Genomic DNA, 24,357 nt, shown 5'->3' on the forward strand with positions numbered 1-24,357 from the left:
AGATGCATCGATATGTTCATTTCGAATAAAGCGGTATGCGCCTTCCATATCAGCGGGGGACTGAGTGATATTCACAAGTGGTTTTCCAGGTTCATTTGCTAAAGTTGAAGCTAATTTTACCAGACGAGCGGTTCGTCTTGGATCACCTAAGTCTGTTTCTCCAAATTGTTTATTTGCCCAATCTAAATGTTTATCAATCATAGTTAACCTCCAATTATTCTTGAAGATCAGATCATAACTTGAAGATTTAGTTCAAAAAAAATCCCCACTAATTACTTAGTGAGGATTTATGTATAAGAGACAGCTTTGGTCGGGGGTTAAGCCGTTGTCCGCAGCTGCTTTAAGCAAAGCTGATAAAGGTTATGTTTATATCAAAGGTACCGTGACTGAGTTAAGTGAAGATAAAAATGGTCTTCGTTTTAAGTTAGACAGAAAGCTCTCCGTTAGGATTACAACAAAGTCTTTAAAGATGTTTAAGGAGCATAACGTTAATTTTCTACTGCATAACAAATTATTGTTAACCGGAAAGTTAACTTTCAACCGCCAGCTGCCCGGATTAATCCTCTACCACCCTGCGCAAATATTACCCTGAATATTAATTAAGGCTGTCAACCAGAGAAAAATTTGACTATCATCACACTTTATTTCGGGGTTAGGAAAATAACTCTATGCCGCTTTTTATATCAATGGAATTTAGATATGTCAGATTTACGCCAACAAGCACTTGATTATCACGCTTTTCCCAAGCCGGGTAAAATTAGTGTTGAAATTACCACTTCAGCTGAAACTGCACATGATCTGTCTCTGGCTTACAGTCCGGGAGTTGCTGAGCCGGTGCGTGAAATAGCATCTAATCCTGATGATGTTTATAAATACACAGGTAAAGGTAATCTGGTTGCTGTTATCACTAACGGCAGTGCAGTTTTGGGACTGGGAAATTTAGGTCCTCTGGCTTCTAAACCGGTCATGGAAGGTAAAGCGTTATTATTCAAACGTTTTGCCGGTCTTGATTCTATTGATATTGAAGTAAAGCATCGTACTGCCGATGAATTTGTTAATACCGTTGCTAATATTGCCGATACATTCGGCGGTATTAATCTTGAAGATATCAAAGCGCCCGAGTGTTTTGAGATTGAAAAGGCATTAAAACAACGCTGCAGTATTCCAGTCTTCCATGATGATCAACACGGTACAGCTATTGTAACCGCTGCCGGCATGATTAATGCGCTGGATATCCAGGGTAAAAAAATCGAACAGGCTAAAATTGTCTGTATGGGCGCAGGCGCGGCTGCCATTGCATGTATGGAGCTGCTGATTAAATGCGGTGCATTACGTGAAAAGATTTATATGCTGGATCGTAAAGGTGTTATTCATACCCGCCGCGATGATATCAACGAATATAAGAGATGTTTTGCCAATAATACCGACCAGCGTACCCTGCAGGATGTGATCACTGGTGCGGATGTATTTGTTGGTGTATCCGGCCCGGATGTTTTATCTGCACAAGATGTAAAACTAATGGCGCCGAACCCGATTATTTTTGCCTGTTCAAATCCAGATCCGGAAATTAAACCTGAAGCTGCGCACTCTGTGCGTGATGATCTGATTATTGCTACCGGGCGCAGTGATTATCCTAACCAGGTTAACAATGTACTTTGTTTCCCGTTTATTTTCCGCGGCGCATTAGATGTGCGCGCAACTGAAATAAATGATGCCATGAAAGTGGCTGCTGTTCATGCGATACGTGAAATTGCTAAGCTGCCGGTACCGGAATCTGTACTTAAGGCAAGCGGCGTTGAGTCTTTAACTTTTGGTAAGGGGTATATTATTCCTAAACCTATGGATCCTCGTCTGCTTAAACATGTTGCCGGAGCCGTTGCTCGAGCCGCCGCTGCAACGGGTGTCGCGCAGATTGAACTGCCGGATAATTACACGGCATAAAAAATAACTTAATTAAAGTTAGTTTGCTTGTTTTAGAGACTCTGCTACTCATTTGAAAACAGCGGAGTTTTTTCTATTTATAGATTTGATAATACGTTTAGAGCTCACAGAACGTGAGTTATTAGCGGGTGTTTTCCTTGGATATTAAAATCAATAGTGGAATCATAGGTTAATAAGTTGTAAATTAGCGCGTTTTATCAAATATTTTTTCTATCACTATTTTGTAAGGGTATTGTATGCCAGGGAAACCTTCTTCTCAATTTGAAGCAAATAATATTGCTGATCCATTATTTCTTCATGCTGAGCATATCGCAAAAGACTTCTCACTATTTCCGGATAATTCATTACCATCAAATACTGATCGTTTAGAAGGCTTGATTGATCGTGAACGTATTCAAGCAAACCTGACTACGATCCAAAAGTTAGATGTTGATGCTTATATTGCACGTACAGTGCAGCCAGCTGAAGATAATAAACGTCCAGGGGCGAAAAGCATTATCTCAGGCTTTAACGGTAAAGTTGTCACTGAACAGTTAAACGGCGCGTTTTACAGCGCGGAAATGGAACTGGATTTTGGCGGATATACCCGTCGTATCGGCATCATTGCTCAAGAGCGTAGTTCAAATAACGGCGCATGGATGCCTGAACACCATTTAGCCGCGAGCAAAGCTATCCGTAAATTTGCCGATCTGTCGCTGCCTATCGTATATCTTATCGATACTCCTGGAGCTGACGCCGGCGAAGAAGCAAACAGTCAGAATCAGGCGCACAGTATTTCACAAATGATCACTGAAAGTGCCAATGTAGATGTACCTACAGTTGGTATTGTTGTTGGTGTCGGTTACTCAGGCGGTGCTATTCCGCTGGCAACTGCAAATATTCTGCTTTCTGTTCGTGATGGTATTTTTAATACTATCCAGCCGAAAGGACTGCAGAGCATTGCGCGTAAATATAACCTGTCGTGGCAGGAATGTGCGCAGTCTGTTGGTGTCTCTCCAGAAGAGTTATACGAAATGGGCTGTATTGACGGTATCGTTGATTACTCTCCTGTGGATCAGGATGAACGTCAGCATAATCTGCAGAAAGCGGTTATCTCAAGTATTTTATCTATCGAGTCGACTTCGGTTGATTTTGTGCGTAAATACCCGGATATTTTAGAGCACTACAACCGCAGTCTGGCGCGTTATTTAGAGCCGTCAAGCAAGCTGGTTGCTGTTGAAAATGCATCTGAAAATGCGCACCTGATCGCGAAAAACCCTACCGTGCATAATAATGCATTTGGTACCACCTATCGTTACATGCGCTACCTTACTTTACGTTCTCGCATTAAAGCGATCCAGAAAGGTGAATACGGCCGTTTATCAAAACTGACGACACCTGAGGGTGATCTTAAAGCACGTGTTGAAGCGGATCGTAGACAAGTATTTGTAAGCTGGTTAAATAATCCTGACAAGCTGATTTATGACGATACGCTTAATAAAAACTGGAAATCATTCTTAGCAAAACGTGAAGATAAAAGTCTTGAGCGTAATATGTTTACCAAGCTGATTTTAGGTGAGCCTCAGGAAAATTATGATAATGCACGCAGCGCGTTACTGATCAACTTAACCTGGTCTTTATATAACCGCTGGAAAAGCAGTGCTGAAAATAACTTCCGTGCATTAATTGCGCATCTTGAAGATGAAGTAAATGTGCCGGTTACTGATTCATGGCCTGAATTGTCAGATTTAACAACGATTGATGTTGTGACGCATAAAGAAACACGCGAGTGCTTTATTGTGCATTGTCGTCATATGCTGGTATTTAATGCTTTATATGACAATACAATGGGCAACCTTGCTTCTATCGCTAAAGAAGCGATGGCAACCAAAGAGTTATCGCGTGAATCTGTTTCTTCATTAGTACGCAGTTCATTAAAAGGTGCTTTAAGCAAAGTAAGTGATGATGATTACGAACAGTTGAAAGCAACCTTCAATGCATGGCTGCATTATTTCACCGACCAAAGTGAACGCGGTGAGATTTTAGCAAAAGTTGAAGAGTGGAAGAGTATTGGTGCGCCGCAGATGAACTCAAGTTTATTTGTTATTTTAACTTACCTGTTCGAAAAAATATTACCTGCTTATTACAGCAGCCGTGAAGATGCATCTCAATATAACGGTGCTATTAACCCGGTACGTATCGGTCGTCGTAAAGATTTCTGGAACCGTTTGACTATGGGTTATCAGGATCTGCTGATTCAAGCTGTTTTACGTGCAGAAAAGAACAAAAAGAACAACTCTTATGAAGCTATTTTAGCTAAATTCTTTACTGACTTTAAAGAATCTAAAGCTGATCTGATGACTGCTAACCTGCTTGAATTCCCGGGTTTCCGTTTATCAGTTGAAGATGCGCTGGATAAAAAGATTAAACCTTGTGGTTTAGTGACCGGTATCGGTGGTTTTAAATTAGAAAGTGGTGAAACACAGGAAGTTGGTGTAGCGGTTTCTAACCTGTCATTCCAGGCGGGTGCCTTTGATATGGCAAGTGCAGAGAAATTCTGTGCATTGCTGGTTGAATGTGCTGAAAAACATCTGCCCGTTGTGGCGTTCATCAGTTCCGGCGGTATGCAGACTAAAGAAGGTGCGGCTGCACTGTTCTCAATGGCTGTAGTAAATGACCGTATTACCCGTTTCATTCGTGATAATGACCTGCCGGTTATTATGTTCGGTTACGGCGACTGTACCGGTGGTGCACAGGCGAGTTTTGTAACTCACCCTATGGTGCAGACTTATTACTTGTCTGGTACTAATATGCCGTTTGCCGGTCAAATGGTTGTTCCTGCTTACCTGCCGTCAACATCAACATTATCAAATTATCTGTCACGCGTTTCCGGTGCAATGGACGGTCTGGTGATCAACCCGTTCTCCGATGACCTTAACGATAAACTGCGTGATATTGATGAAAACATGCCGATGCCGGTGATTACTGTTGAAGAGACTATTCAGCGTGCACTAACGGGCTTTGTTCCTGTCTGCGGTATCGGCGGTGATGCTTTCTCAAAAGCAGATCCTCGTGAATTAATGACACCGGTGAAAAAAGTGCTGGTTCATGCGCGCGGCTGTACTGCGGTTAAACTAATCCGTAAAGCGCAGGATAATGATATTAACGTTGTCTTAGTGGCTTCGGATCCGGATATGACATCGGTACCTGCAGATATGCTGGGTAAAGGTGACAAGCTGGTATGTTTAGGTGGTAATACTTCTGATGAAAGTTACCTGAATGCCGGTTCGGTACTGAAAGTTGCTGAGTATGAAGAAGTTGATGCACTTCACCCGGGTATCGGTTTCTTATCTGAAAGTCCGCACTTTGCTGACTTATGTGTCAGCCATGATATTAATTTTGTCGGCCCAAGCATGAACAGTATGCTGACCATGGGTAATAAATCTAATGCAATTAAAACTGCCCAGGATAACGGCGTGCCGGTTGTTCCGGGAAGTCACGGTATCTTAACCGGTGCTGAGCAGGCGTTAGATATCGCTAACACTATCGGTTACCCTGTACTGCTTAAAGCTGTTAACGGCGGCGGCGGTAAAGGTATCTTAGTTATCGAAAAAGCTGAAGATATGTTTGCCGGCTTTAATCAGGTTTCAGCTGAAGCACGTAACGCTTTTGGTAATGGTGATCTGTACCTGGAGAAATACATTACTTCACTGCGTCATATCGAAGTGCAGCTGTTACGTGATAAACACTGCAATACTAAAGTGCTGGGTATTCGTGACTGTTCTGTACAGCGTAACAACCAGAAAGTTGTTGAAGAGTCTGCATCAACCATGCTACCGGCTAAACTTGAAGCGTTAGCGCTTCAGCATACCGCCGCATTAGCTGATGCTGTTGATTATATGGGCGCCGGTACAGTTGAGTTTATTTATGATCTAGATGCAGATGCTATCTACTTTATGGAGATGAATACTCGTCTGCAGGTAGAGCATCCGGTTACAGAAGCAACATCGTGCATTGATATTGTAAGTGCACAGTATGATATTGCATCGGGTAAAAGTATTGCCGATCTGAAACCGCAGAAAAAAGGTTACGCAATTGAAGTACGTGTCACGGCAGAGAAAGCCGCGATTGACGGTAACGGCATTATGCAGTTAGTACCTCATCCGGGTAAATTGGTTGAATGTAAGATTCCTGAGCAGGATAATGTTGAAGTTATCTCTATGGCTGCACAAGGCAAAGAAGTTTCTCCTTATTATGACAGTCTGATTGCACAGTTTATCTGTCATGGTGAAGATCGTAATGATACAGTTAAGAAACTGCTGGAATTCTTAGATAATGTTTCTATTAAAGGCATTGCGACTAACATTCCTCTGCTGCAGCGTATCTTAAAAGATGAAACCTTCTTAAACGGTGTTTATGATACCACTTACCTGCCTAAATTTATGGCGGAGCTGGATCAGCAGGTGATGATTGATGAAATGGAAGCTTCTGCTTCATCTGGCGGCAGTGATGTGTCTATCCAGGTTGACGGCAGCAACGAGTTAAAAGTACTGGCGCAGAGTGCCGGCATCTTCTATCGTGCTTCTTCACCGGCAGAGCCTGACTTCGTTCTTGAAGGTGATATTGTTACAGTTGAACAGACGCTTGGTCTGATGGAGGCAATGAAAATGTTCTCACCAGTGACATTAGCCGGCTTTAACCGTCAGGATGCCGTTCTTTACGATGCTGATACTAAGTTCCGTGTGGAGCGTATTATTAACGCTAACGGGCAGCAGGTATCCAGCGGCGATCTGTTATATATCATAACGCCTTTATAAGAAACACTGTTTCACCAGAAAGCCAGTCATCCGACTGGCTTTTTTATATCATTACGATGAGCGCCGCAGCAGATCCCGGCAGCAAAGCTATGTTTTTTATCCGCATTTTCAAGTTGTCAGTCTGTCTGTTTATCAAAAAAACATTATACTGGAGAGAGTATTAGGCTACTTCATGGATGAATCTGATTTGTTTAATTTCTTTTATTCCCGTTATATCAGAGCTGCATTATTATTCTGTTTTTTACTGACTTGTTCAGCGGGCCTCTCTGCGGCCTCCTCAGAAGTACTGGTTTTACACTCCGGCTATCAGGGTAACCAATGGACTCGTGATATTCAGGACGGTATAGAAGCACAGTTTGAAGATGAAAATATCTCCCTGTATGTTTCTTATTTAGACAGCTATCAAGTGCTTAATGAGCAGGAGCTGGCGCTGTCTGTTGATTACTTTTCGCGAAAATTTGCTTCACGGGACTTTGATGCGGTTATTGTCAGCGGCGATAATGCCCTGAAGCTGGTGCAGCGCTACGCGGACCGCTTATTTGCAAATGCTCCCATTATATTTACCGGCATTAAACGTAATAAAAAATCGCTGCTTAATTTCACTCATAAAATATCCGGTGTTATTGAATCTGAAAATATCCTTGGTACTGTTTTACTGTCTTTATCCCTGTTTCCAGAAACACATTCTGTTTATATCGTGACGGGTAACTCGCGTGAAAGCAAAATCATTAACAAGAAAATTGATAAATTTTCTCCGCAGCTGACTCAGAATGTTATTACTTTTAACGACGAAACCGAAGTTTCACTGAAACAGAAAATCAGTAGGCTGCCGGAAAATTCCGTTTTAATCTTTGATGACTTTTCCAGAGACCATAACGGGCAGTTTGTAAACCGCGGGCGCATCCTGAAGTCGATTGTCGGCGTATCAAAAGCGCCGTTGTTTGTGGTTAAGAAACACGATCTGCAGCTTGGTGTTTTAGGCGGACTGGTGATCAGCGGCTTTAATCAGGGAAAATCGGCGGCGGCGAAAGTATTAGAACTGCTGCAGGGGGTGCCCATTGAGGCATTACCCGTCGAAGTTAATGTTACCGAGCAGTACCTGTTTCAGTACCAGGAGATGCTCCGCTGGAATATTAAAAAAACCGATATACCCAGCGCCAGTGTAATATTAAATGAGCCGGTTGATCTGCGGCCTGTTACCGGTACATTTATCTTTGCACTTGTGATTAGTTTATTAGTTATTCTTTTTTCTCTGCTGCAGTGGTGGAAAATACTGCAGCTGAAGCGCCAGGAAGCGGTACTGACGGAGAGAAATAAGCGTATTGATCATCTTTTTAATGTCTCCTGTGATTACGTTTTTATTCTGGATCTGCTGGGCAATGTTAAAAAAGTCAATCAGACGGCTTTAACTTTTATTGATAAGGAGCTGTCTCAAGTTAAGGATACTGCGCTTTGGGAGACTCCCTGGTGGAAAGGTGATGGCGACAGCCAGAAGAAGCTGAAATCAGGAATGGGTATTGCGCGCACCGGCAGTGAGACTCGTTTTGAATGTTCCCTTGCTGATAAGACAGAAAAAAAATATTCCTTCGACATAGCAGTCCAGGCGCTGAGAAATCCGCAGTATAATAATGAGATATCTGCAATTGTCGTTGAAGCTCGTGATATCAGTGAAATAAAAAGTGTTGAAGAAGAGGTCAGGAAAGCTAATAAACGTTCAAACTTATTATTAGACGAAAGCCCGTCAATGTTACTGATGCTGAATGCCCAGGGGCTGATATTAACCTGTAATAAATATGGGTGTAACTTATTAGGTTATGAGGATGGTGAGTTGATCGGCCGAAATATCGTGACACTTTATTCCCAGCTGATAAATATTAACGATCTTAAAGAGTATCTGGAGCACTGCAGCAACAGCAGCGGTATGCTTTTATCCCGGGAAATTCCTTATTCAACTAAGGCGGGCAGAAAAGTGTGGATTAATGAGCGGGTTAGAAAAATAGCCGAGCATGATCAGTACTTCCTGGTTTGTGAGAATATTACCGAGCGTTACGAGCTTTCTAAAGAATTATCTTACCGTGCTTCGCATGATTATCTGACCGGCCTTAAAAACCGTCTGTTTTTTGAAAGTGAATTAGATAAGTCCTTAAAAGAGCTCTCTTATCAGAGCACTCCCTACAGCCTGATGTATCTAGATATGGATAAATTTAAAATTATCAATGATACCTGCGGACACCAGGCCGGCGATGAAGTATTACGGCAGACCGCGAATTTGTTAACTGAAAATGTTTCAGCGAGCTCCCTTGTTGCCCGCTTAGGCGGCGATGAATTCGCTGTTATCATGCCTCATACCGAGCTGTTGGCAGCTGAAAAAACTGCGCAGCGTATTATCAACGTGGTCAGTAAGCATTGCTTTATCTGGGATGAGCATCATTTCACTCTCGGGATCAGCATTGGTTTAGCGCAGTTAACTAATTCGGGACGCGGCGGGGTGCATGCATTGAGCTGTGTGGACAGTGCCTGTTATACCGCTAAGCAGTCCGGGCGTAACCGTATTCATATCTATGAAGAAGATAAACAGGAGGAGCTGCGTCGTGAAGAGGTTGTCTGGGTTAATAAAGTGCAGGACGCGCTGCGCGATGAAGCTCGGTTTTGTCTGTATGCACAGTTAATTAAACCTGTCGATGGTGATGATGATTATCTGCATTATGAAATTCTGACGCGTATGATTGATGAGCACGGCTGCTTAGCGCCGCCCGATAAGTTTATTCCCGTTGCCGAGACTTATAACCTTGCTGATAAAATCGACATGATTATTATCACTAAAACACTATCCTGGTTACGTAATCATCCTGAGCATGTACTTAGATTAAATATGTGTTCAATTAATTTATCGGGACAGTCGATCGGCGATCCGAAATTTATTGACGATCTTGTGGAAATACTGATTAACTGTTCATTACCGTTGGAAAAGCTGTGTTTTGAAATAACCGAGACCGGCGCTATCGGCAATTTTAGTCATGCCTCAAAACTTATTCAGGCATTAAAAAAACTCGGCTGCAAATTAGCGCTGGATGATTTTGGTACTGGTTTATCTTCATTTGGTTATTTAAAACAGTTAAATGTTGATTATTTAAAAATTGACGGTGTATTTGTAAAAGATATGGCTAATGATGAGCATGACTTTGGTATTGTGCGCACTATTAATGAATTAAGCCATTTGTTTGGCAAAAAGACGATTGCAGAATATGTTGAGGATGAAGTAATTATTGAGAAATTAAAAGAGATCGGCGTGGATTATGCGCAGGGTTATCACCTTGGCAAACCGGTACCGATAGATATGATGGCACTATTATCAAACACTATGTCTGAGGATGAACTGTAATGGATATCCCTTTAATTTGTAACGACTCAGCGTTAAGTGCTAAAGCAAAATTATTACGTGAAAAGTGGGGGTTTTTAAGTACCTGCAGCGATAATTTTCAATTACATCTTTTACCTGAGTATCTGGCACTTGAGCAGAAAGACGATCCTAAGCAAGGCTTGGTTTTTGTTGATTTTGTCTCAGGCACAGCTGCCCATCGGCGTAAATTCGGCGGCGGAAAAGGGCAGGCAATTGCAAAAGCTGTCGGCCTGAAAGCCGGTGTTCAGATTGAGGTGATTGATGCGACTGCCGGACTTGGCCGCGATGCGTTTGTTTTAGCTTCGTTAGGCTGTGATGTCTCTATGGTTGAACGTTCTCCGGTAGCCGCTGCTTTACTGGCAGACGGTTTAGAGCGGGCATACCTGAATTTTGAAATCGGTGAATGGATGCAGCAGCGCATGCGTCTGCATTTCGGCTCGGGTTATGAGTACCTTAAATCTCATCAGACTGATGTTGTTTATCTGGATCCTATGTTTCCGCATAAAAAGAAGTCAGCTTTAGTTAAAAAAGAGATGCGTGTTTTCCAGGGGGTAGTGGGAGCTGATCTTGATGCTGACGATCTGCTGGAAGTGGCGTTAAATGCAGCGCGCTATCGCGTAGTGGTTAAACGCCCGGACTATGCACCATTTTTAAATGGCAAAAAACCGAGCATGAGCATTAAAACTAAGAAAAATCGTTTTGATGTGTATGTAAAGCAGGCAATACCGCAGAGTAAAAGCTGATTGTGAAACTAAGTTGAAAAATAAAAGCCTGCGAGATGCAGGCTTTTTCAGCTTATTATTTTTTGTTCATTACTAATAATGCCGCTATATTACGTGCAGTCATTTCAACATTAACAGCAGCATCGCGAAAAGCCTGCTCAAGAGTAACTGCACCTGGCACAACACTGAATACACTGTCAAGACCATGTTCATGGACGACACCACAGTCATTCGATAATGAACCGGCAATACCGATAACCGGGATATCGTATTCTTTTGCTGCTCGAGCTACACCGACAGGTGTTTTGCCGTGAATAGTCTGGCTGTCAATGCGGCCTTCTCCGGTAATCACTAAATCAGCGTCAGCAATCACTTCCTTTAAGTTAACTGCATCCATAACAATCTCAATACCCGGGCGCAGCGCTGCATTAAGCAGGCCTAATAGTGCCGCTCCCATACCGCCGGCCGCTCCCGCTCCCGCTTTGTTTTTTATATCCCGGCCGAGTTGTTCTTTAATGATATCAGCGTAATGTGCCAGATTTTTATCCAGCAGTTCGATCATTTCCGGAGTCGCCCCTTTTTGCGGTCCGAATACCTGCGAAGCGCCTTTCGGGCCGCATAACGGGTTGTTAACATCACAGGCAACTTCTAATGTTACCTGTACCAGGCGCGGATCCAGGCCTGAGATATCAATACTGGCCAGTTTATTCAGAGCTCCGCCGCCGCAGCTAAGCTCCTGACCCTGCGCATCAAGCATTTTTATGCCCAGAGCTTGAGCCATACCAATACCGCCGTCATTGGTGGCGCTGCCGCCGATACCGACAATAATATGCTTTACCCCTTTATCTAAGGCAGCTTTGATCAGCTCTCCTGTCCCGTAGGTAGTGGTCAGTAACGGGTTACGCTGCTCCGGTGTTACTAAATGCAGTCCCGATGCGGCCGCCATTTCAATAACGGCTGTCTGCCCGTCACCCATTAGACCGTAAAATGCTTCAACGGGCTGACCAAGCGGACCAGTTACAGAGCAGTTGTTAATGCAGCCTCCGCTGGCATCAACGAGTGACTGTACTGTGCCTTCACCGCCGTCGGCCATGGGTAATTTATGAAACTCAGCTTGCGGCATAACTTGTTTAAAACCTGCTTCAATGGCCGCGGCAGTCTGCATTGCTGTTAAGCTTTCTTTATATGAGTCGGGAGCGATAATAATTTTCATGAGATTTCCTTTAAACAAATAGACCGAATACGCCGAAGATAAGGGTTGAAACCACTGCAATCATAAGACCAACGGCAGATTCATAGGGAACAAGCTTTAAACGCTCTTTAATATCCATATGAACTGCACCGCCGGTGGCGTGGAAGAAACTGCCGTGAGGCATATGATCCAGTACGGTGGCACCGGCATGAATCATAGCCGCGCCGGCTAGTGCAGGAACGCCTAATTCAAGAATGGTGTGACTGAATACGCTGGCGGCTACAGCTGTGCCTGCGGTAGTGGAGGCTGTTGCTAAGGCCATCATAGAGCCGGATATTGGCGCTAGAAGGTAAGAGGGCAGACCGGATGCGGTGAGTATATCGATTAGTCCGGATTTCAGACCGGAGTTGGCGATAATACCGGCTAAGGTACCAGTACCTAGGAGCATAACTGCAACCGGAGCCATGCGGCTTAAACCTAAAACGGCAAACCGATTGGCATCTCGAAAACGGCCCATAACGACTGCACCCAGCAGTCCGCCCAGGGGCAGGGCAATAAGAGGATCAACATTAATATCTGCAACAGGGCGCAGTGCCAGCAGTGAAATAGCAACCAGCGGCGCAACAATAGCCGGACCGAAATTCGGCAGACTGGAATGGTCAACCGCATGTACTTCATGGGCTTGAACTTTTGTGCCCTTATTAACCAGCTTTTTAGCAATAAAGTAAGCCAGAGTCATGCCGCATAAACCCGGAATAACACCGGCGGCCATAACTGAGGTAAGAGGCACATTAAATGCGTCGGCAGCAGCGATGGCATTAGGGTTAGGCGACATTACATTACCTGCTTTACCGCCGCCGACCATGGCTAATAGGATAGCCATTTTGGACAGATCCGCCCGGCGCGCAATGGCTAAGGCGATAGGAGCAACAGTAATTACGGCAACATCAACAAAGACACCAACAGCGGTTAATATCATGGTCGCAATAGCAAGAGCCAGTAGTGCCCTGGTTTCACCTACTTTTTTGATAATAGTTTCTGCGATAGAAGTGGCCGCCCCGGACTCGATCAGCACACCGGCTAATACCCCGGCAGCTAGAATCCGCAGTACTGCAGTGACGATTCCCTGCGCGCCGCCGATCATCAGAGTGATCGTTTCAGTCAGTGATACACCGCCGATAAGACCGCCCACTAAGGCGCCGATTATCATGCCGTATGCCGGCGGTACTTGTTTTAATATCAGGTAAATGGCAACAATAAGTGCTGCCAGTGCCCCGAGTGTGGATACTTCTATCATCTGTGGCTCCGTTAATTATTTATTCGGAGCTAAAGTTACGATAATCCTGCCTAATAATCTTTAGACAGTTGAACAGAATATAAAAGCTGTGAAGAGCTGTAATTGTGCATCTGCACAGCTTGCCGGGAATTTCTATTGATTTATAACCGCCAGATATAGCCGAGTTTTTTCATCTATCTTGTTGATATCTAAACCAGTTTCAAGCTGTATTTTATCAAAGCGATAACGCAGAGTATTTCTATGTATATACAGTGCCTTGCAGGTTTGAGCTATGTCACAGTTCTGCTTAAAAAATACGGTCAGAGTTTTGAGCAGTGTTCCCTTGCTGTCATTTTTCTTTAACCGGGTAAGCGGCTGACATAATTGTTCATAGCGCCAGGTGTCCTGTTTCAGACCATGAAATATAACCGGCAGGATATTATCCTGATAAAATAAAACATTACCTTTACTGCTGGAGGATTCTATGGTCGCTTTGGCGGTTTTAAATGACTTAGATAACCCCTGCAGTGTCGGGAAATAACTTCCCAGTGCAATACGAATAGTAAATTTTCCCTCACTGGCAATGCGCTGCATTAACTGTTGTATACGTTTTTCTTCTTCCTTGCGTGACCAGCCGCCGTCACTTAATGTAATCGGCTTTAATACCACGACTTCGTTCATTGACACGGAAGCAATCGCAACCAGGTTATCGCGTTCCGGGTATTCAAGCAGTTCGACTAATTTCTGCAGGTGTTCAAGTGACAGGTGCTCACCGTTAAAGGAATCTACTTTTACAATAGCGGCAATACGAGGCTGGGAAAGGTCTAAATCTAACCTTTCGGCAATCGACTCAAGCTGCGCTTCATTTAACTGCGACCCTTGAATCAGCTGTAATACCAGTTCCTCCCGATGACGTTTATTCCATTGGAACTGAGTAGTTAATGCTGACTGCTCAATAATTAGTTCCGCTGTCATCTTAACCAGCTCACCATAATTGCGCACTTCAGCCGGATCGCCGGAGATACCGACAACACCAATCACTTTATGTTGAAAAATTATCGGCAGATTAATACCCGGCTTTACGCCGCGTAATTGTTTTGCGGTTGCCCCGTCTATCTCAACAATGCGGTTTTCGTTAATTGCCAGTACTGCACCTTCATGGCGGCGGCTGATCCGCGAAGGATCGCCGGATCCGATAATAATGCCGTGTTCATTGATGACATTAACAGAGTGTTTAATAATTTTCATAGAGCGTTTTACAATCTGTTTAGCTATTGACTCAGTTAACTGCATGGCGGTTTTCTCGGTGGTAAGTATGCTGATATTTACTATTTTAACGGTGTCGGGCGAAGGGGAGCTACTACTTTATCCTAAATTTTTGCAGGCTGTTTAAAAGGCCGCCGGAGTCTGCGAATAAATTCTACTAGCACTTTGTTATCTTTTTGTTATTCCTTTTCTGTATAAAAAATCTCTTTTAGGTATTTCTCTTGTTATAAGCAGATCTCTATAGTTTTAATCCTAATAAAGGCACATTGCTTAATGGAGAAACAAATGAGCTCACAAAGGTTAACTCACTTACAACAGTTAGAGGCTGAAAGTATTCATATTATCCGTGAAGTTGCGGCTGAATTTGCTAACCCGGTTATGATGTATTCAGTGGGCAAGGATTCCGCTGTTATGTTACACCTTGCGCGTAAAGCTTTTTATCCGGGCAAAATTCCCTTCCCATTAATGCATGTTGATACAAACTGGAAATTCAAAGAGATGATTGCGTTTCGTGATCATATGGCTGACAAATATGGTTTTGATCTGTTAGTGCATAAAAACCCAGATGGCCTGGCAATGAATATTAACCCTTTTGTTCACGGCAGCTCAACGCATACCGATATTATGAAAACTCAGGGGTTGAAGCAGGCATTAAATAAATGGAAATTTGATGCGGCTTTCGGCGGGGCGCGCCGTGATGAAGAAAAATCCCGTGCTAAAGAACGTGTTTACTCTTTTCGAGATAAAAACCACCGCTGGGAGCCGAAAAGTCAGCGCCCGGAACTGTGGAATACCTACAACGGTCAGGTGAATCAGGGGGAGAGTATTCGTGTATTTCCACTTTCTAACTGGACTGAGCTGGATATCTGGCAGTACATCTATCAGGAAAATATCGATATTGTGCCGCTTTATTTTGCCAAAGAGCGCCCGGTTGTTGAACGTGACGGGGTAAAAATTATGGTTGATGATGATCGTTTTGAGCTTCAGCCGGGTGAAGAAATTAAGCAGGAAAAAGTACGTTTTAGAACATTAGGCTGTTACCCGTTAACCGGGGCTATCAACTCTGATGCTGAAACCTTACCGGAAATTATTGAAGAGATGCTGATTGCAACAACCAGTGAGCGGGAAGGGCGGTTAATCGATTCAGATCAGGCTGCTTCAATGGAGCTTAAAAAGCGTGAAGGTTATTTCTAAAGGAAATAGGAACCTCAACTTTTTTGAACAGTTAAATTTTAAGGTAAATAAAATGAATTCAGTAATTTCAGCAGAAATAAAAGATAAAGGCATTGAACAGTATCTGACTGACCAGCAGCATAAAAGCCTATTGCGCCTGTTAACCTGCGGCAGCGTCGATGACGGTAAGAGTACCTTGATCGGTCGTTTATTACATGACTCTCACCAGATTTATGAAGATCAGTTAGCGACGCTTCACTCTGACAGTCAGAAATCCGGTACTACCGGTAATGAAGTTGATTTAGCACTATTGGTCGACGGTTTAGCCGCTGAACGTGAGCAGGGCATTACCATTGATGTTGCATACCGTTATTTCTCAACGGAAAAACGTAAATTTATTATTGCAGATACTCCTGGACATGAACAGTACACGCGTAATATGGCAACGGGAGCTTCAACCTGTAATCTGGCGGTTATCTTAATCGATGCGCGTTACGGTGTTTTAACACAGACTAAACGTCATAGCTTTATTGCCTCATTACTAGGTATTAAACACTTTGTAGTCGCAGTAAATAAAATGGATTTAGTGGATTTCTCGCAGGCACGTTATGAAGAGATTAAAGAAAGCTATTTAGAGTTTGCTCAAGGTCTGGAAAACGGCGCTGATGATCGTTTAATTGATTTTGTACCGCTTTCAGCCTTAAACGGTGACAATGTGGTTAACGAAAGTATCTCTACACCTTGGTACAGCGGTGCTCCTTTATTAACTATTCTTGAAAATGCGCCGATTAAAGCCGCTAATCGAGAGCAGCCGTTCCGTCTGCCGGTGCAGTATGTTAATCGTCCAAACTTAGATTTTCGCGGTTTCAGCGGTACCATTGCCGCCGGCACGGTAAAAGTAGGGGATAGCGTAACATCACTGCCTTCCGGTAAAACTTCAACGGTTAAATCTTTAGTGACCTTTGACGGCGATTTACAAAGTGCATTTGCTGACCAGGCGATCACTTTAACTTTGAATGATGAAATTGATGTCAGCCGCGGTGATCTGTTAGCCGTATCTTCAAGCCCTGCGCAGCTGAGTAATCGTTTTAAAGCCAATATTGTCTGGATGAGTGAACAAGCGCTTAAACCAGGTCAGCAGTACGATATTAAAGTTGCGACTAAAAAAACTACCGGTTCAATTGAAGCGATTGATTTTAAAGTTGATGTTAATACTCTGGAAAAGTCCTCTGCAGACTCTCTGCTTTTAAATGAAATCGCCTCCTGTGAAGTGCTGCTGACTGAAAAGGTGGTTTTTGATCTTTATGAAGAAGTCATGGCAACCGGTAGTTTTATTATTATTAACCGTATAACTAATGTGACAATTGGTGCGGGTATGATCAGCGAAGCTTTGACTGAAGCACAGGTAAAACATGAATACAGTGAATTTGAACTGGCCTTTAATCAACTGGTACGTCAGCACTTCCCGCATTGGCAGGCGCTGGATCTTAACCAGTTAGCTAAAAAATAGGTGCAGCATCATGACATCGGTTCAGGGGCTTGTTCTAACAATTCTGCTGGTTTTAGTGGTGTTATTAATCACCACTAAAATAAAACCTGCATTACTTTTTGTTGGCGCATTATTAATCTGCTACCTCGGCGGTTTAATAGAAGTTCCTGAACTGATGAATAATTTTGCCAATGAATCATTGTTAACCCTGGTGCTGTTAATGATGATTTCCGGGGCATTAGAAAAAACCCGTTTAATTTCTTTGATCAGTCACTGTTTTTCTAAGGGCAGTTACAGTCAGGTTATTTTAAAGCTAAGTATATCAACGGCTTTTCTTTCGTCATTTATGAATAATACTGCGGTAGTTGCTTCACTGATCAGTGCGGTTAAACGTAATCATCAGCATGCGCCGTCAAAACTGTTGATACCTCTTTCCTATGCGGCAATCTGCGGCGGTACATTAACGCTGGTGGGCACTTCAACTAACCTGATTGTAAACAGTTTTGTTGTCGAGAAAGGATTACCCAGTCTGGGGTTCTTTGAGTTTTCTCTGGTCGGGCTGGCAGGGCTTGCTGTTGGCGTATTAGTACTGCTGATTTTCAGCCGATTACTACCCGAACGTCAGGATAAAAACAGTGATCAGGCCAGCTATTTTTTAGAAGCGAAAGTAAAGACCGGTTCCCCTTTAATAGGTTCAAGTGTTTCTGAAAATAACCTGCGTAATTTACAGCAGCTGTATCTGGCTGAAATAGTCCGGCAGGGTGAAAAAATATGCCCGGTTTCACCAGGTGAAATAATCAGAGAAAATGACCGTTTACTGTTCTGTGGTGATGTAAACAGTGTCGGTATCCTGCAGGACTTTCAAGGTTTAGATCTGTTTGCTGAGCATCAGTTAAACGGGCAGAATTTAGTTGAGGTGATTGTCAGCCCTTCTGCTTCTATAACTGGAAAAACACTTAAAGAGTGTCACTTTCGAGAAAATTTTGATGCTGTGGTGGTGGCGATCCGCCGCGGCCATACGCCGCTGGAAGGCGGGCTGGGTAAAGTAGAGTTGCGTGAAGGTGATACTTTATTATTAGCGCCCGGTAAAACTTTTGAGCAAAGCAAAAATCTAACCCGTAATTTTGTGGTGATAAGCGGGGTTGATGCCAGTACCCGTCTTAACAGCAGCCGCAGCTGCGGGGTGATTTTAGGTTTTTTAACTGTGGTGTTATTAGCAGTCTTTAATCTGGTGCCGCTGTTTAAAGGGCTGCTGGTTTTATTGGTGGTGTCATTATTTATCGGTGCTTTGAGCTGGCATGAAGTACGCCGTCGTTTCCCGTTAGAAATCTGGGCAATTGTCGGGGCAGCGCTGTCATTAGCACACCTTATGACCAGCTCCGGGTTAGCTGATATTTTAGGGCGTTTTTTACAGCTGCAGCTGAATGGATTCGGTGTAATGGGGGCGTTTATTGCCATTTATCTGGTAACGCTGCTTTTAACTGAGCTGATCACCAATAATGCGGCCGCAGCGCTGGCATTTCCAATTGCATACAGTCTGGCGCTGGCTTATGACGTCAGTATTATGCCGTTTATTATGGCAGTGATCTTCGGATCCAGTGCCAGCTTTATTTCCCCCTATGGATATCAGACAAACTTAATGGTTTATAGTGCGGGTGATTATGAGTTTAAAGATTACCTGAAGATAGGAATTCCAATGTCTATCCTCTATTCTGCGGTGGTACTGTTTACTATTCCGCAGCTGTTTCCGTTTTAGTTTAATTATTTATGAGTATTGTTATGTCTACTAATAGCGCAGTTACAACGAATAACGAAAATATCGTCTGGCACCAGCATAGTGTGGATAAAGGTCAGCGCAGTGAACAGAAAAAACAGAAACCCTGTGTGCTCTGGTTTACCGGTTTAAGCGGTTCTGGTAAATCAACCGTTGCCGGTGCTGTTGAGTTGGCTTTATTTGAGCTCGGTGCACATACCTATCTGCTTGATGGTGATAATGTGCGTATGGGGTTATGTAAGGGCCTGACTTTCAGCGACAATGATCGTAAAGAAAATATCCGCCGTATTGGTGAAGTAGCCAAATTAATGGCTGATGCGGGTTTGATTGTATTAACGGCATTTATCTCTCCACATCGAGAAGATCGCGAGCAAGTGCGTAAATTATTACCGCAAACTGAATTTATTGAAGTATTTGTGGATACACCTTTGGCAATTTGCGAGCAGCGGGATCCGAAAGGTTTATATAAAAAAGCCCGGGCAGGTGAAATCAAAAACTTTACCGGTATCGACAGTGTTTATGAAAAGCCTGAATCTGCGGAAATTCGTGTAGAAAATGGTGAACAGCCTTTATCAGAAGCTGTAAATGTTATTATCAATTACTTAAGAGAAAATGGTTATGTCTAAATCGAACATTACAGCCTTTGATGAACAGTTAGTTGTGGATGGTATTTGTAACATTGCGCGCACTGCCGGTGAGAAAATATTAGAGATTTACCAGCGTGATTTTGATGTTTTGATTAAAGCTGACAGCTCGCCGTTAACTGAAGCTGACTTAGCCGCCCATCAGATTATTGCCGCCGGCCTCGCAGAACTAACGCCTGATATTCCTGTCTTATCTGAAGAAGATGCTGAGATTGACTGGTCTTTTCGTCAAACCTGGAAGCAGTTCTGGTTAGTTGATCCTCTCGACGGTACTAAAGAATTTATCAACAGAAACGGTGAATTCACGGTTAATATTGCCCTGATTGAAGACGGGCAGCCGGTTTTGGCAGTTGTTTATGCTCCGGTATTAGATAAGTTATATTTTACCGATAAACAGCACGCTTATTTAACTACGCCGGAAAAGGCTAATGTCCGCCTGCAGGTAAGCAAACCAGCTGATACTTTAAAGGTAGTCGGCAGCCGTTCACACCCGAGTCCTGACTTAGCTGCATACTTAGAAAAGCTTGGGAGCTATGAGATGGTCGCGGTGGGCAGCTCATTAAAATTCTGCCTAATTGCAGAAGGCGCCGCAAATATTTATCCGCGTTTAGGGCCAACCATGGAGTGGGATACCGGAGCGGGTCATTGTGTTGCTGAAAAAGCAGGTGCAGTTGTTTGTAAATTAGATGGTCAGGCTTTACGCTATAACCAGCAGGAGAGTCTGCTTAACCCCTATTTTGAGGTAAAGGCTCTCTAACCTGAGTTTAATTAGGAGAGTTTTATGCTGCTGCCAAGATTAATCGGCCTGTCTGTTTTATTATCTTTTGCCGTGAGTGCGGGAAAGGTAACTATTGAAAAAAGTGATTCGCTTATCCGTAATGATCTTTTTGATCAAAAACGCGAAAGAGCAGAAGAGTATAAAGAGCGGGAAGATGAACGAAACCGTAATAATGAAGCATGGTCGTACCGTCTGGCCCCTGGTTGTGGTTTATTAAGAAATCATTATCTTATATACAGCTGTGCTGACGGGCGTTATTTTAAAGGTTATGAAAACCAGGAACATCAGCGTTATCGACAGCTTTCTGAGCAGGAAGTAAAAAAACTCAAGGGTAAAAGCGAATAATTTCTTTTTAGACTTAATTCTTTTAACTAGATCGGTTATTCTGCACGCAATGAATCAACTGCAAATTGGAAAGAAAAATGATTGTACTAGGACACCAAAACCCAGATTGTGATAGCTTATGTTCAGCTATCGGCCTTGCTAGCTTATTTAATAAACTAGGTAAAGAAGCAACACCTGTTTTACAAGGTGAGCCGAACCCGGAAGCCTTGTTCCTGCTTGAACAGTCAGGTTTACCACAACCTGAAGTCCGTACTTCTGTTGCCGGTGAAGAGATTTTCATTGTTGATTACTCTGACTGGAACCAGGGTACTGCGGATATGAAACAAGCAAAAATCCGCGGTATTGTTGACCATCATAAACTTGGTGATATCACTACATCAGAGCCTCTTGAATGCTGGATCTGGCCTGTAGGCTGCAGTGCAACCATCGTTTACAACATGTATAAATTCCATAATCAGATACCAGATGCGCCGGTTGCAAAAATGATGATGGGTGCGATTATCTCTGATACGGTTAATTTTAAAGGTCCTACGACAACGGATATTGATAAAACAGCTGCTAAAGAGCTGGCTGAAATCGCTGGTGTTGCTGATTTAGAAGCTTTTGCTGATGCACAGTTTGATGCAAAATCAGATATCAAGCATGTACCTGCCGCTGAGTTAATCCTGCGCGACCAAAAAGTATTTGAAATGGCAGGTGAACAACTTGCGATTGGTCAGCTAGAGTTAACCTCATTGGAAACAGCATTCAGCAAAAAAGATGAAATGTTAGTCGAAATGGGGCAGTTACAGGCAGATAAAGGTTACCATTCAACGATTGTTTTATTAACTGACATTAATAAGCTTGATACAACGGCACTGATTATCAGTAAAGATGCCGACAAAGTTGCGGCTGCATTAAACAGCACCGCAGTTGATCACGCAATTGAACTGCCGGGTGTAGTCAGCCGTAAAAAACAAATCATTCCGTTCTTACAGGAAGCTTTTGAAGCTTAATATGTAAAAACTGCGGCCGCTGACAGGTGCAAACGACACAAGGCGAACATGCGCAGGCAGTTCGCCTTTTTTATTGTCTAATATTGCGGTATATATTAACTTTCCTATTTTTTGTATTGAGGTTTTATGCATATTCATATTCTCGGCATCTGCGGCACTTTTATGGGCGGCGTTGCTATTCTCGCTAAATCATTAGGTTATAAAGTAACTGGCTCAGATAAAAATGTTTATCCGCCAATGAGCACACAACTTGAAGAACAGGGAATAGATCTTATTCAAGGTTTTGATCCCGGGCAGTTAGACTGTAAACCGGATTTGGTAGTGATAGGTAATGCTATGAGCCGCGGCAATCCGTGTGTTGAGGCCGTTTTAGATAAACAAATACCTTATATCTCTGGTCCGCAATGGTTATTAGAGCATGTATTAAAAGACCGCTGGGTTCTGGCGGTTGCCGGCACACATGGTAAAACATCAACATCGAGCATGCTGGCCTGGATTTTAGAATACGCGCATATGAAACCTGGATTTTTAATCGGCGGTGTTCCGGAAAACTTCGGTTTGTCAGCAAGATTAGGTGAAACACCGTTTTTTGTAATAGAAGCCGATGAATATGACAGTGCTTTTTTTGATAAACGATCTAAATTTGTGCATTACCATCCGCGTACTTTGGTATTAAATAATCTTGAATTCGATCATGCCGATATTTTTGATGATCTTAATGCGATTAAAAAACAGTTTCATCATCTGGTTAGAACGATTCCAAGCAGCGGGCGTATTATACTGCCGAATCAGGATGAGGCGTTAATGTCCGTTAAGCATATGGGATGCTGGAGTGAGGTTGAGTACCTTGGTGAAAACTGGTCATGTCAGAAAGTAAAAGAAGACGGCACGCTCTTTGAGGTATTTCTGAATCAAGAAAAACAGGGACAGGTGAACTGGCACTTAATGGGCGATCATAATGTTAATAACGCGCTCGGTGCAATCGCGGCCGCGCGCCATGTTGGTGTGACACCGGAAATTGCGATTGAAGCGCTGGCTGAATTTAAAAGTATTAAACGCCGTATGGAAGTCAAAGGTAAAGTTAATAATATTACTGTTTATGATGATTTTGCTCATCATCCGACTGCTATTAAAACCACGCTGGCGGGGTTACGTGCAAAAGTCGGTAATGAGAAAATCATTGCGGTATTAGAGCCAAGATCCAATACTATGAAATTAGGCATTCATAAAGAAGCAGTAGTTAACGCATTAGCAGAAGCGGACTGCGTATACTGTTTTGAAACTGAAAATATGCAATGGTCAATGCAGGAGTTATTTGACGAGCAGGGTAAAGCAGTTGATATTTCGAATAACATCGACATGCTGTGTCATAAATTAGTGGAAAAAGCACAGCCGAATGATCATATATTAATAATGAGTAACGGCGGTTTTGGCGATATTCACCATAAACTACTAGAAAAACTACAGGCATAAATATGTTTAAAAGCAAAGTGACCTTAGCAGTAACCGGTGCTTCAGGCAGCGGCTACTTTCTGCGTTTATTAAAGGCATTGGTTGAAGCTGATATGCAGATTTACCTGTTACTTTCTGATGCAGCAAAAATTGTTTTAAAGACCGAAGAAAATGAAGACTGGCCTGAAGAGGTGGATGACTTGAATTTTTTTCTGCAAAACAGATATCAGACAAAAGAAAAACAAATCGTCGCATTAACAGCTAAAGACTGGTTCTCGCCGGTAGCTTCCGGCTCATCGGCGCCGGATAAAATGATTATTTGTCCGTGCAGCTGCGGAACATTGGCTTCAATAGCGCAGGGTTTATCAAATAATTTAATTGAAAGATCCGCTGACGTGATATTAAAAGAACGCGGTCAGTTAATCGTTATGCCGAGAGAAACACCGTTCTCGACCATTCATCTGCGCAATATGCTGACTTTATCTGAATTAGGGGTAACAGTAATGCCGCTGGCACCTGGTTTTTATCATCAGCCGCAGACAATCGCAGATTTACAGGACTTTATGGTTGCTCGAGTTATGGATCATTTAAAGATCTCACATAAAATCGGTAAGAGATGGTGTGAATAGTCTGTTTTAATCATTAAATACTAATAATTGCTTGTTTTGTGAACGTAAATATAAACGTTTTAATAAAGCGTAACTTTATGTTCATAAAACACTTGCCAATGATCTCGCAATCCCTATAATGCGACCCCACAGACACGGGGCGTCAGCCACATGTTTGTAAAAAATCCTTGTAAAGGATTTGCTCTTTAACAATTTAATCAAACAATCTGTGTGGGCACTTATTGTTGATGTGATTTCAAAAAAAAATCAAAGACCTTACTTGTAAGGCAACATCAATACTTAGTGACACACGAATTAATTCATTAATTCAGAATAACCAATCACTTCGGTGATTAGTTTTAGTCAGTAATATTGAGCCGCACTTAGGTGCAAATTAAACTTTAAATTGAAGAGTTTGATCATGGCTCAGATTGAACGCTGGCGGCAGGCTTAACACATGCAAGTCGAACGGTAACAGAGGGTAGCTTGCTATCTTGCTGACGAGT

General features: G+C 42.9%; 18 protein-coding genes and 1 rRNA gene. 15 read left to right on the forward strand and 4 right to left on the reverse strand.

The features are described 5' to 3' along the window. Nucleotides 1-201 (reverse strand): IS4/Tn5 family transposase DNA-binding protein (locus G337_RS26430; protein ID WP_037027727.1); only part of this gene is annotated, 201 nt, incomplete at its 3' end. Nucleotides 202-289: 88 nt separating this feature from the next. On the opposite strand from G337_RS26430, the gene G337_RS26435 reads away from it, so the two are divergent. The 5 genes from G337_RS26435 to G337_RS0116265 all read left to right on the forward strand — a co-directional run bounded on the left by G337_RS26435 (nt 290) and on the right by G337_RS0116265 (nt 10,880). Further along, nucleotides 290-592, forward strand: a complete 303-nt coding sequence (locus tag G337_RS26435) for a hypothetical protein (protein WP_037027730.1) — start codon at nt 290-292, stop codon at nt 590-592. A gap of 107 nt (nt 593-699) precedes the next feature. Further along, the gene (locus tag G337_RS0116250) at nt 700-1,941 is read left to right on the forward strand and encodes a malic enzyme-like NAD(P)-binding protein (RefSeq protein ID WP_028864839.1); all 1,242 of its coding nucleotides are present in this window, start codon (nt 700-702) and stop codon (nt 1,939-1,941) included. A gap of 236 nt (nt 1,942-2,177) precedes the next feature. Further along, the gene (locus G337_RS0116255) at nt 2,178-6,737 is read left to right on the forward strand and encodes an ATP-binding protein (RefSeq protein WP_028864840.1); all 4,560 of its coding nucleotides are present in this window, start codon (nt 2,178-2,180) and stop codon (nt 6,735-6,737) included. A gap of 172 nt (nt 6,738-6,909) precedes the next feature. Then, a complete protein-coding gene (locus G337_RS0116260) occupies nt 6,910-10,119 on the forward strand; it encodes an EAL domain-containing protein (RefSeq protein ID WP_028864841.1) in 3,210 nt (1,069 codons plus the stop codon). Next, complete coding sequence (locus G337_RS0116265; protein ID WP_028864842.1) at nt 10,119-10,880, forward strand: class I SAM-dependent methyltransferase; 762 nt, start codon at nt 10,119-10,121, stop codon at nt 10,878-10,880. Before G337_RS0116260 ends, G337_RS0116265 begins: the two co-directional genes overlap by 1 nt. 55 nt (nt 10,881-10,935) lie before the next feature. Here G337_RS0116265 and G337_RS0116270 read toward each other — a convergent pair whose 3' ends face one another. The 3 genes from G337_RS0116270 to G337_RS0116280 form a co-directional block, all read right to left on the reverse strand. Further along, nucleotides 10,936-12,072, reverse strand: coding sequence for a glycerate kinase (locus tag G337_RS0116270; RefSeq protein WP_028864843.1), 1,137 nt, complete (start codon nt 12,070-12,072; stop codon nt 10,936-10,938). 10 nt (nt 12,073-12,082) lie between these two features. Beyond that, nucleotides 12,083-13,348, reverse strand: coding sequence for a GntP family permease (locus G337_RS0116275; protein ID WP_028864844.1), 1,266 nt, complete (start codon nt 13,346-13,348; stop codon nt 12,083-12,085). A gap of 132 nt (nt 13,349-13,480) precedes the next feature. Further along, on the reverse strand, nt 13,481-14,620 hold the full coding sequence (locus G337_RS0116280; RefSeq protein WP_028864845.1) for a sugar diacid recognition domain-containing protein: 1,140 nt from the start codon (nt 14,618-14,620) through the stop codon (nt 13,481-13,483). Nucleotides 14,621-14,878: 258 nt separating this feature from the next. Between G337_RS0116280 and cysD the strand changes: the two genes are divergently transcribed. The 10 genes from cysD to G337_RS0116335 all read left to right on the forward strand — a co-directional run. Beyond that, nucleotides 14,879-15,787: a sulfate adenylyltransferase subunit CysD gene (gene cysD / locus G337_RS0116285; RefSeq protein ID WP_028864846.1), complete on the forward strand. Its 909-nt coding sequence runs from the start codon at nt 14,879-14,881 to the stop codon at nt 15,785-15,787. A gap of 52 nt (nt 15,788-15,839) precedes the next feature. Beyond that, nucleotides 15,840-17,276, forward strand: a complete 1,437-nt coding sequence (gene cysN, locus G337_RS0116290; RefSeq protein ID WP_028864847.1) for a sulfate adenylyltransferase subunit CysN — start codon at nt 15,840-15,842, stop codon at nt 17,274-17,276. 10 nt (nt 17,277-17,286) lie between these two features. After that, nucleotides 17,287-19,011, forward strand: coding sequence for an SLC13 family permease (locus G337_RS0116295; RefSeq protein ID WP_028864848.1), 1,725 nt, complete (start codon nt 17,287-17,289; stop codon nt 19,009-19,011). Between the two features lie 23 nt (nt 19,012-19,034). Beyond that, nucleotides 19,035-19,655 carry an adenylyl-sulfate kinase gene (cysC, locus tag G337_RS0116300; protein ID WP_028864849.1) on the forward strand — a complete coding sequence of 207 codons (621 nt, stop codon included), beginning with the start codon at nt 19,035-19,037 and terminating at the stop codon, nt 19,653-19,655. Beyond that, nucleotides 19,648-20,430, forward strand: coding sequence for a 3'(2'),5'-bisphosphate nucleotidase CysQ (gene cysQ / locus G337_RS0116305; protein WP_037027732.1), 783 nt, complete (start codon nt 19,648-19,650; stop codon nt 20,428-20,430). The genes cysC and cysQ overlap by 8 nt, the downstream gene beginning before the upstream one ends. Nucleotides 20,431-20,454: 24 nt before the next feature. Then, complete coding sequence (locus G337_RS0116310) at nt 20,455-20,796, forward strand: hypothetical protein (RefSeq protein ID WP_028864851.1); 342 nt, start codon at nt 20,455-20,457, stop codon at nt 20,794-20,796. A 77-nt stretch (nt 20,797-20,873) separates the two neighbouring features. Further along, nucleotides 20,874-21,791 (forward strand): manganese-dependent inorganic pyrophosphatase, encoded by a 918-nt coding sequence (locus tag G337_RS0116315; protein WP_028864852.1) that lies wholly within the window; start codon nt 20,874-20,876, stop codon nt 21,789-21,791. 126 nt (nt 21,792-21,917) lie between these two features. Continuing rightward, nucleotides 21,918-23,264, forward strand: coding sequence for a UDP-N-acetylmuramate:L-alanyl-gamma-D-glutamyl-meso-diaminopimelate ligase (gene mpl, locus G337_RS0116325; protein ID WP_028864853.1), 1,347 nt, complete (start codon nt 21,918-21,920; stop codon nt 23,262-23,264). 2 nt (nt 23,265-23,266) lie between these two features. Next, complete coding sequence (locus G337_RS0116330; protein ID WP_028864854.1) at nt 23,267-23,872, forward strand: flavin prenyltransferase UbiX; 606 nt, start codon at nt 23,267-23,269, stop codon at nt 23,870-23,872. A gap of 382 nt (nt 23,873-24,254) precedes the next feature. Then, nucleotides 24,255-24,357, forward strand: a 16S ribosomal RNA gene (locus G337_RS0116335); the annotation flags it as partial.

Source organism: Psychromonas aquimarina ATCC BAA-1526 (genome assembly GCF_000428725.1).
GTDB lineage: Bacteria > Pseudomonadota > Gammaproteobacteria > Enterobacterales > Psychromonadaceae > Psychromonas > Psychromonas aquimarina.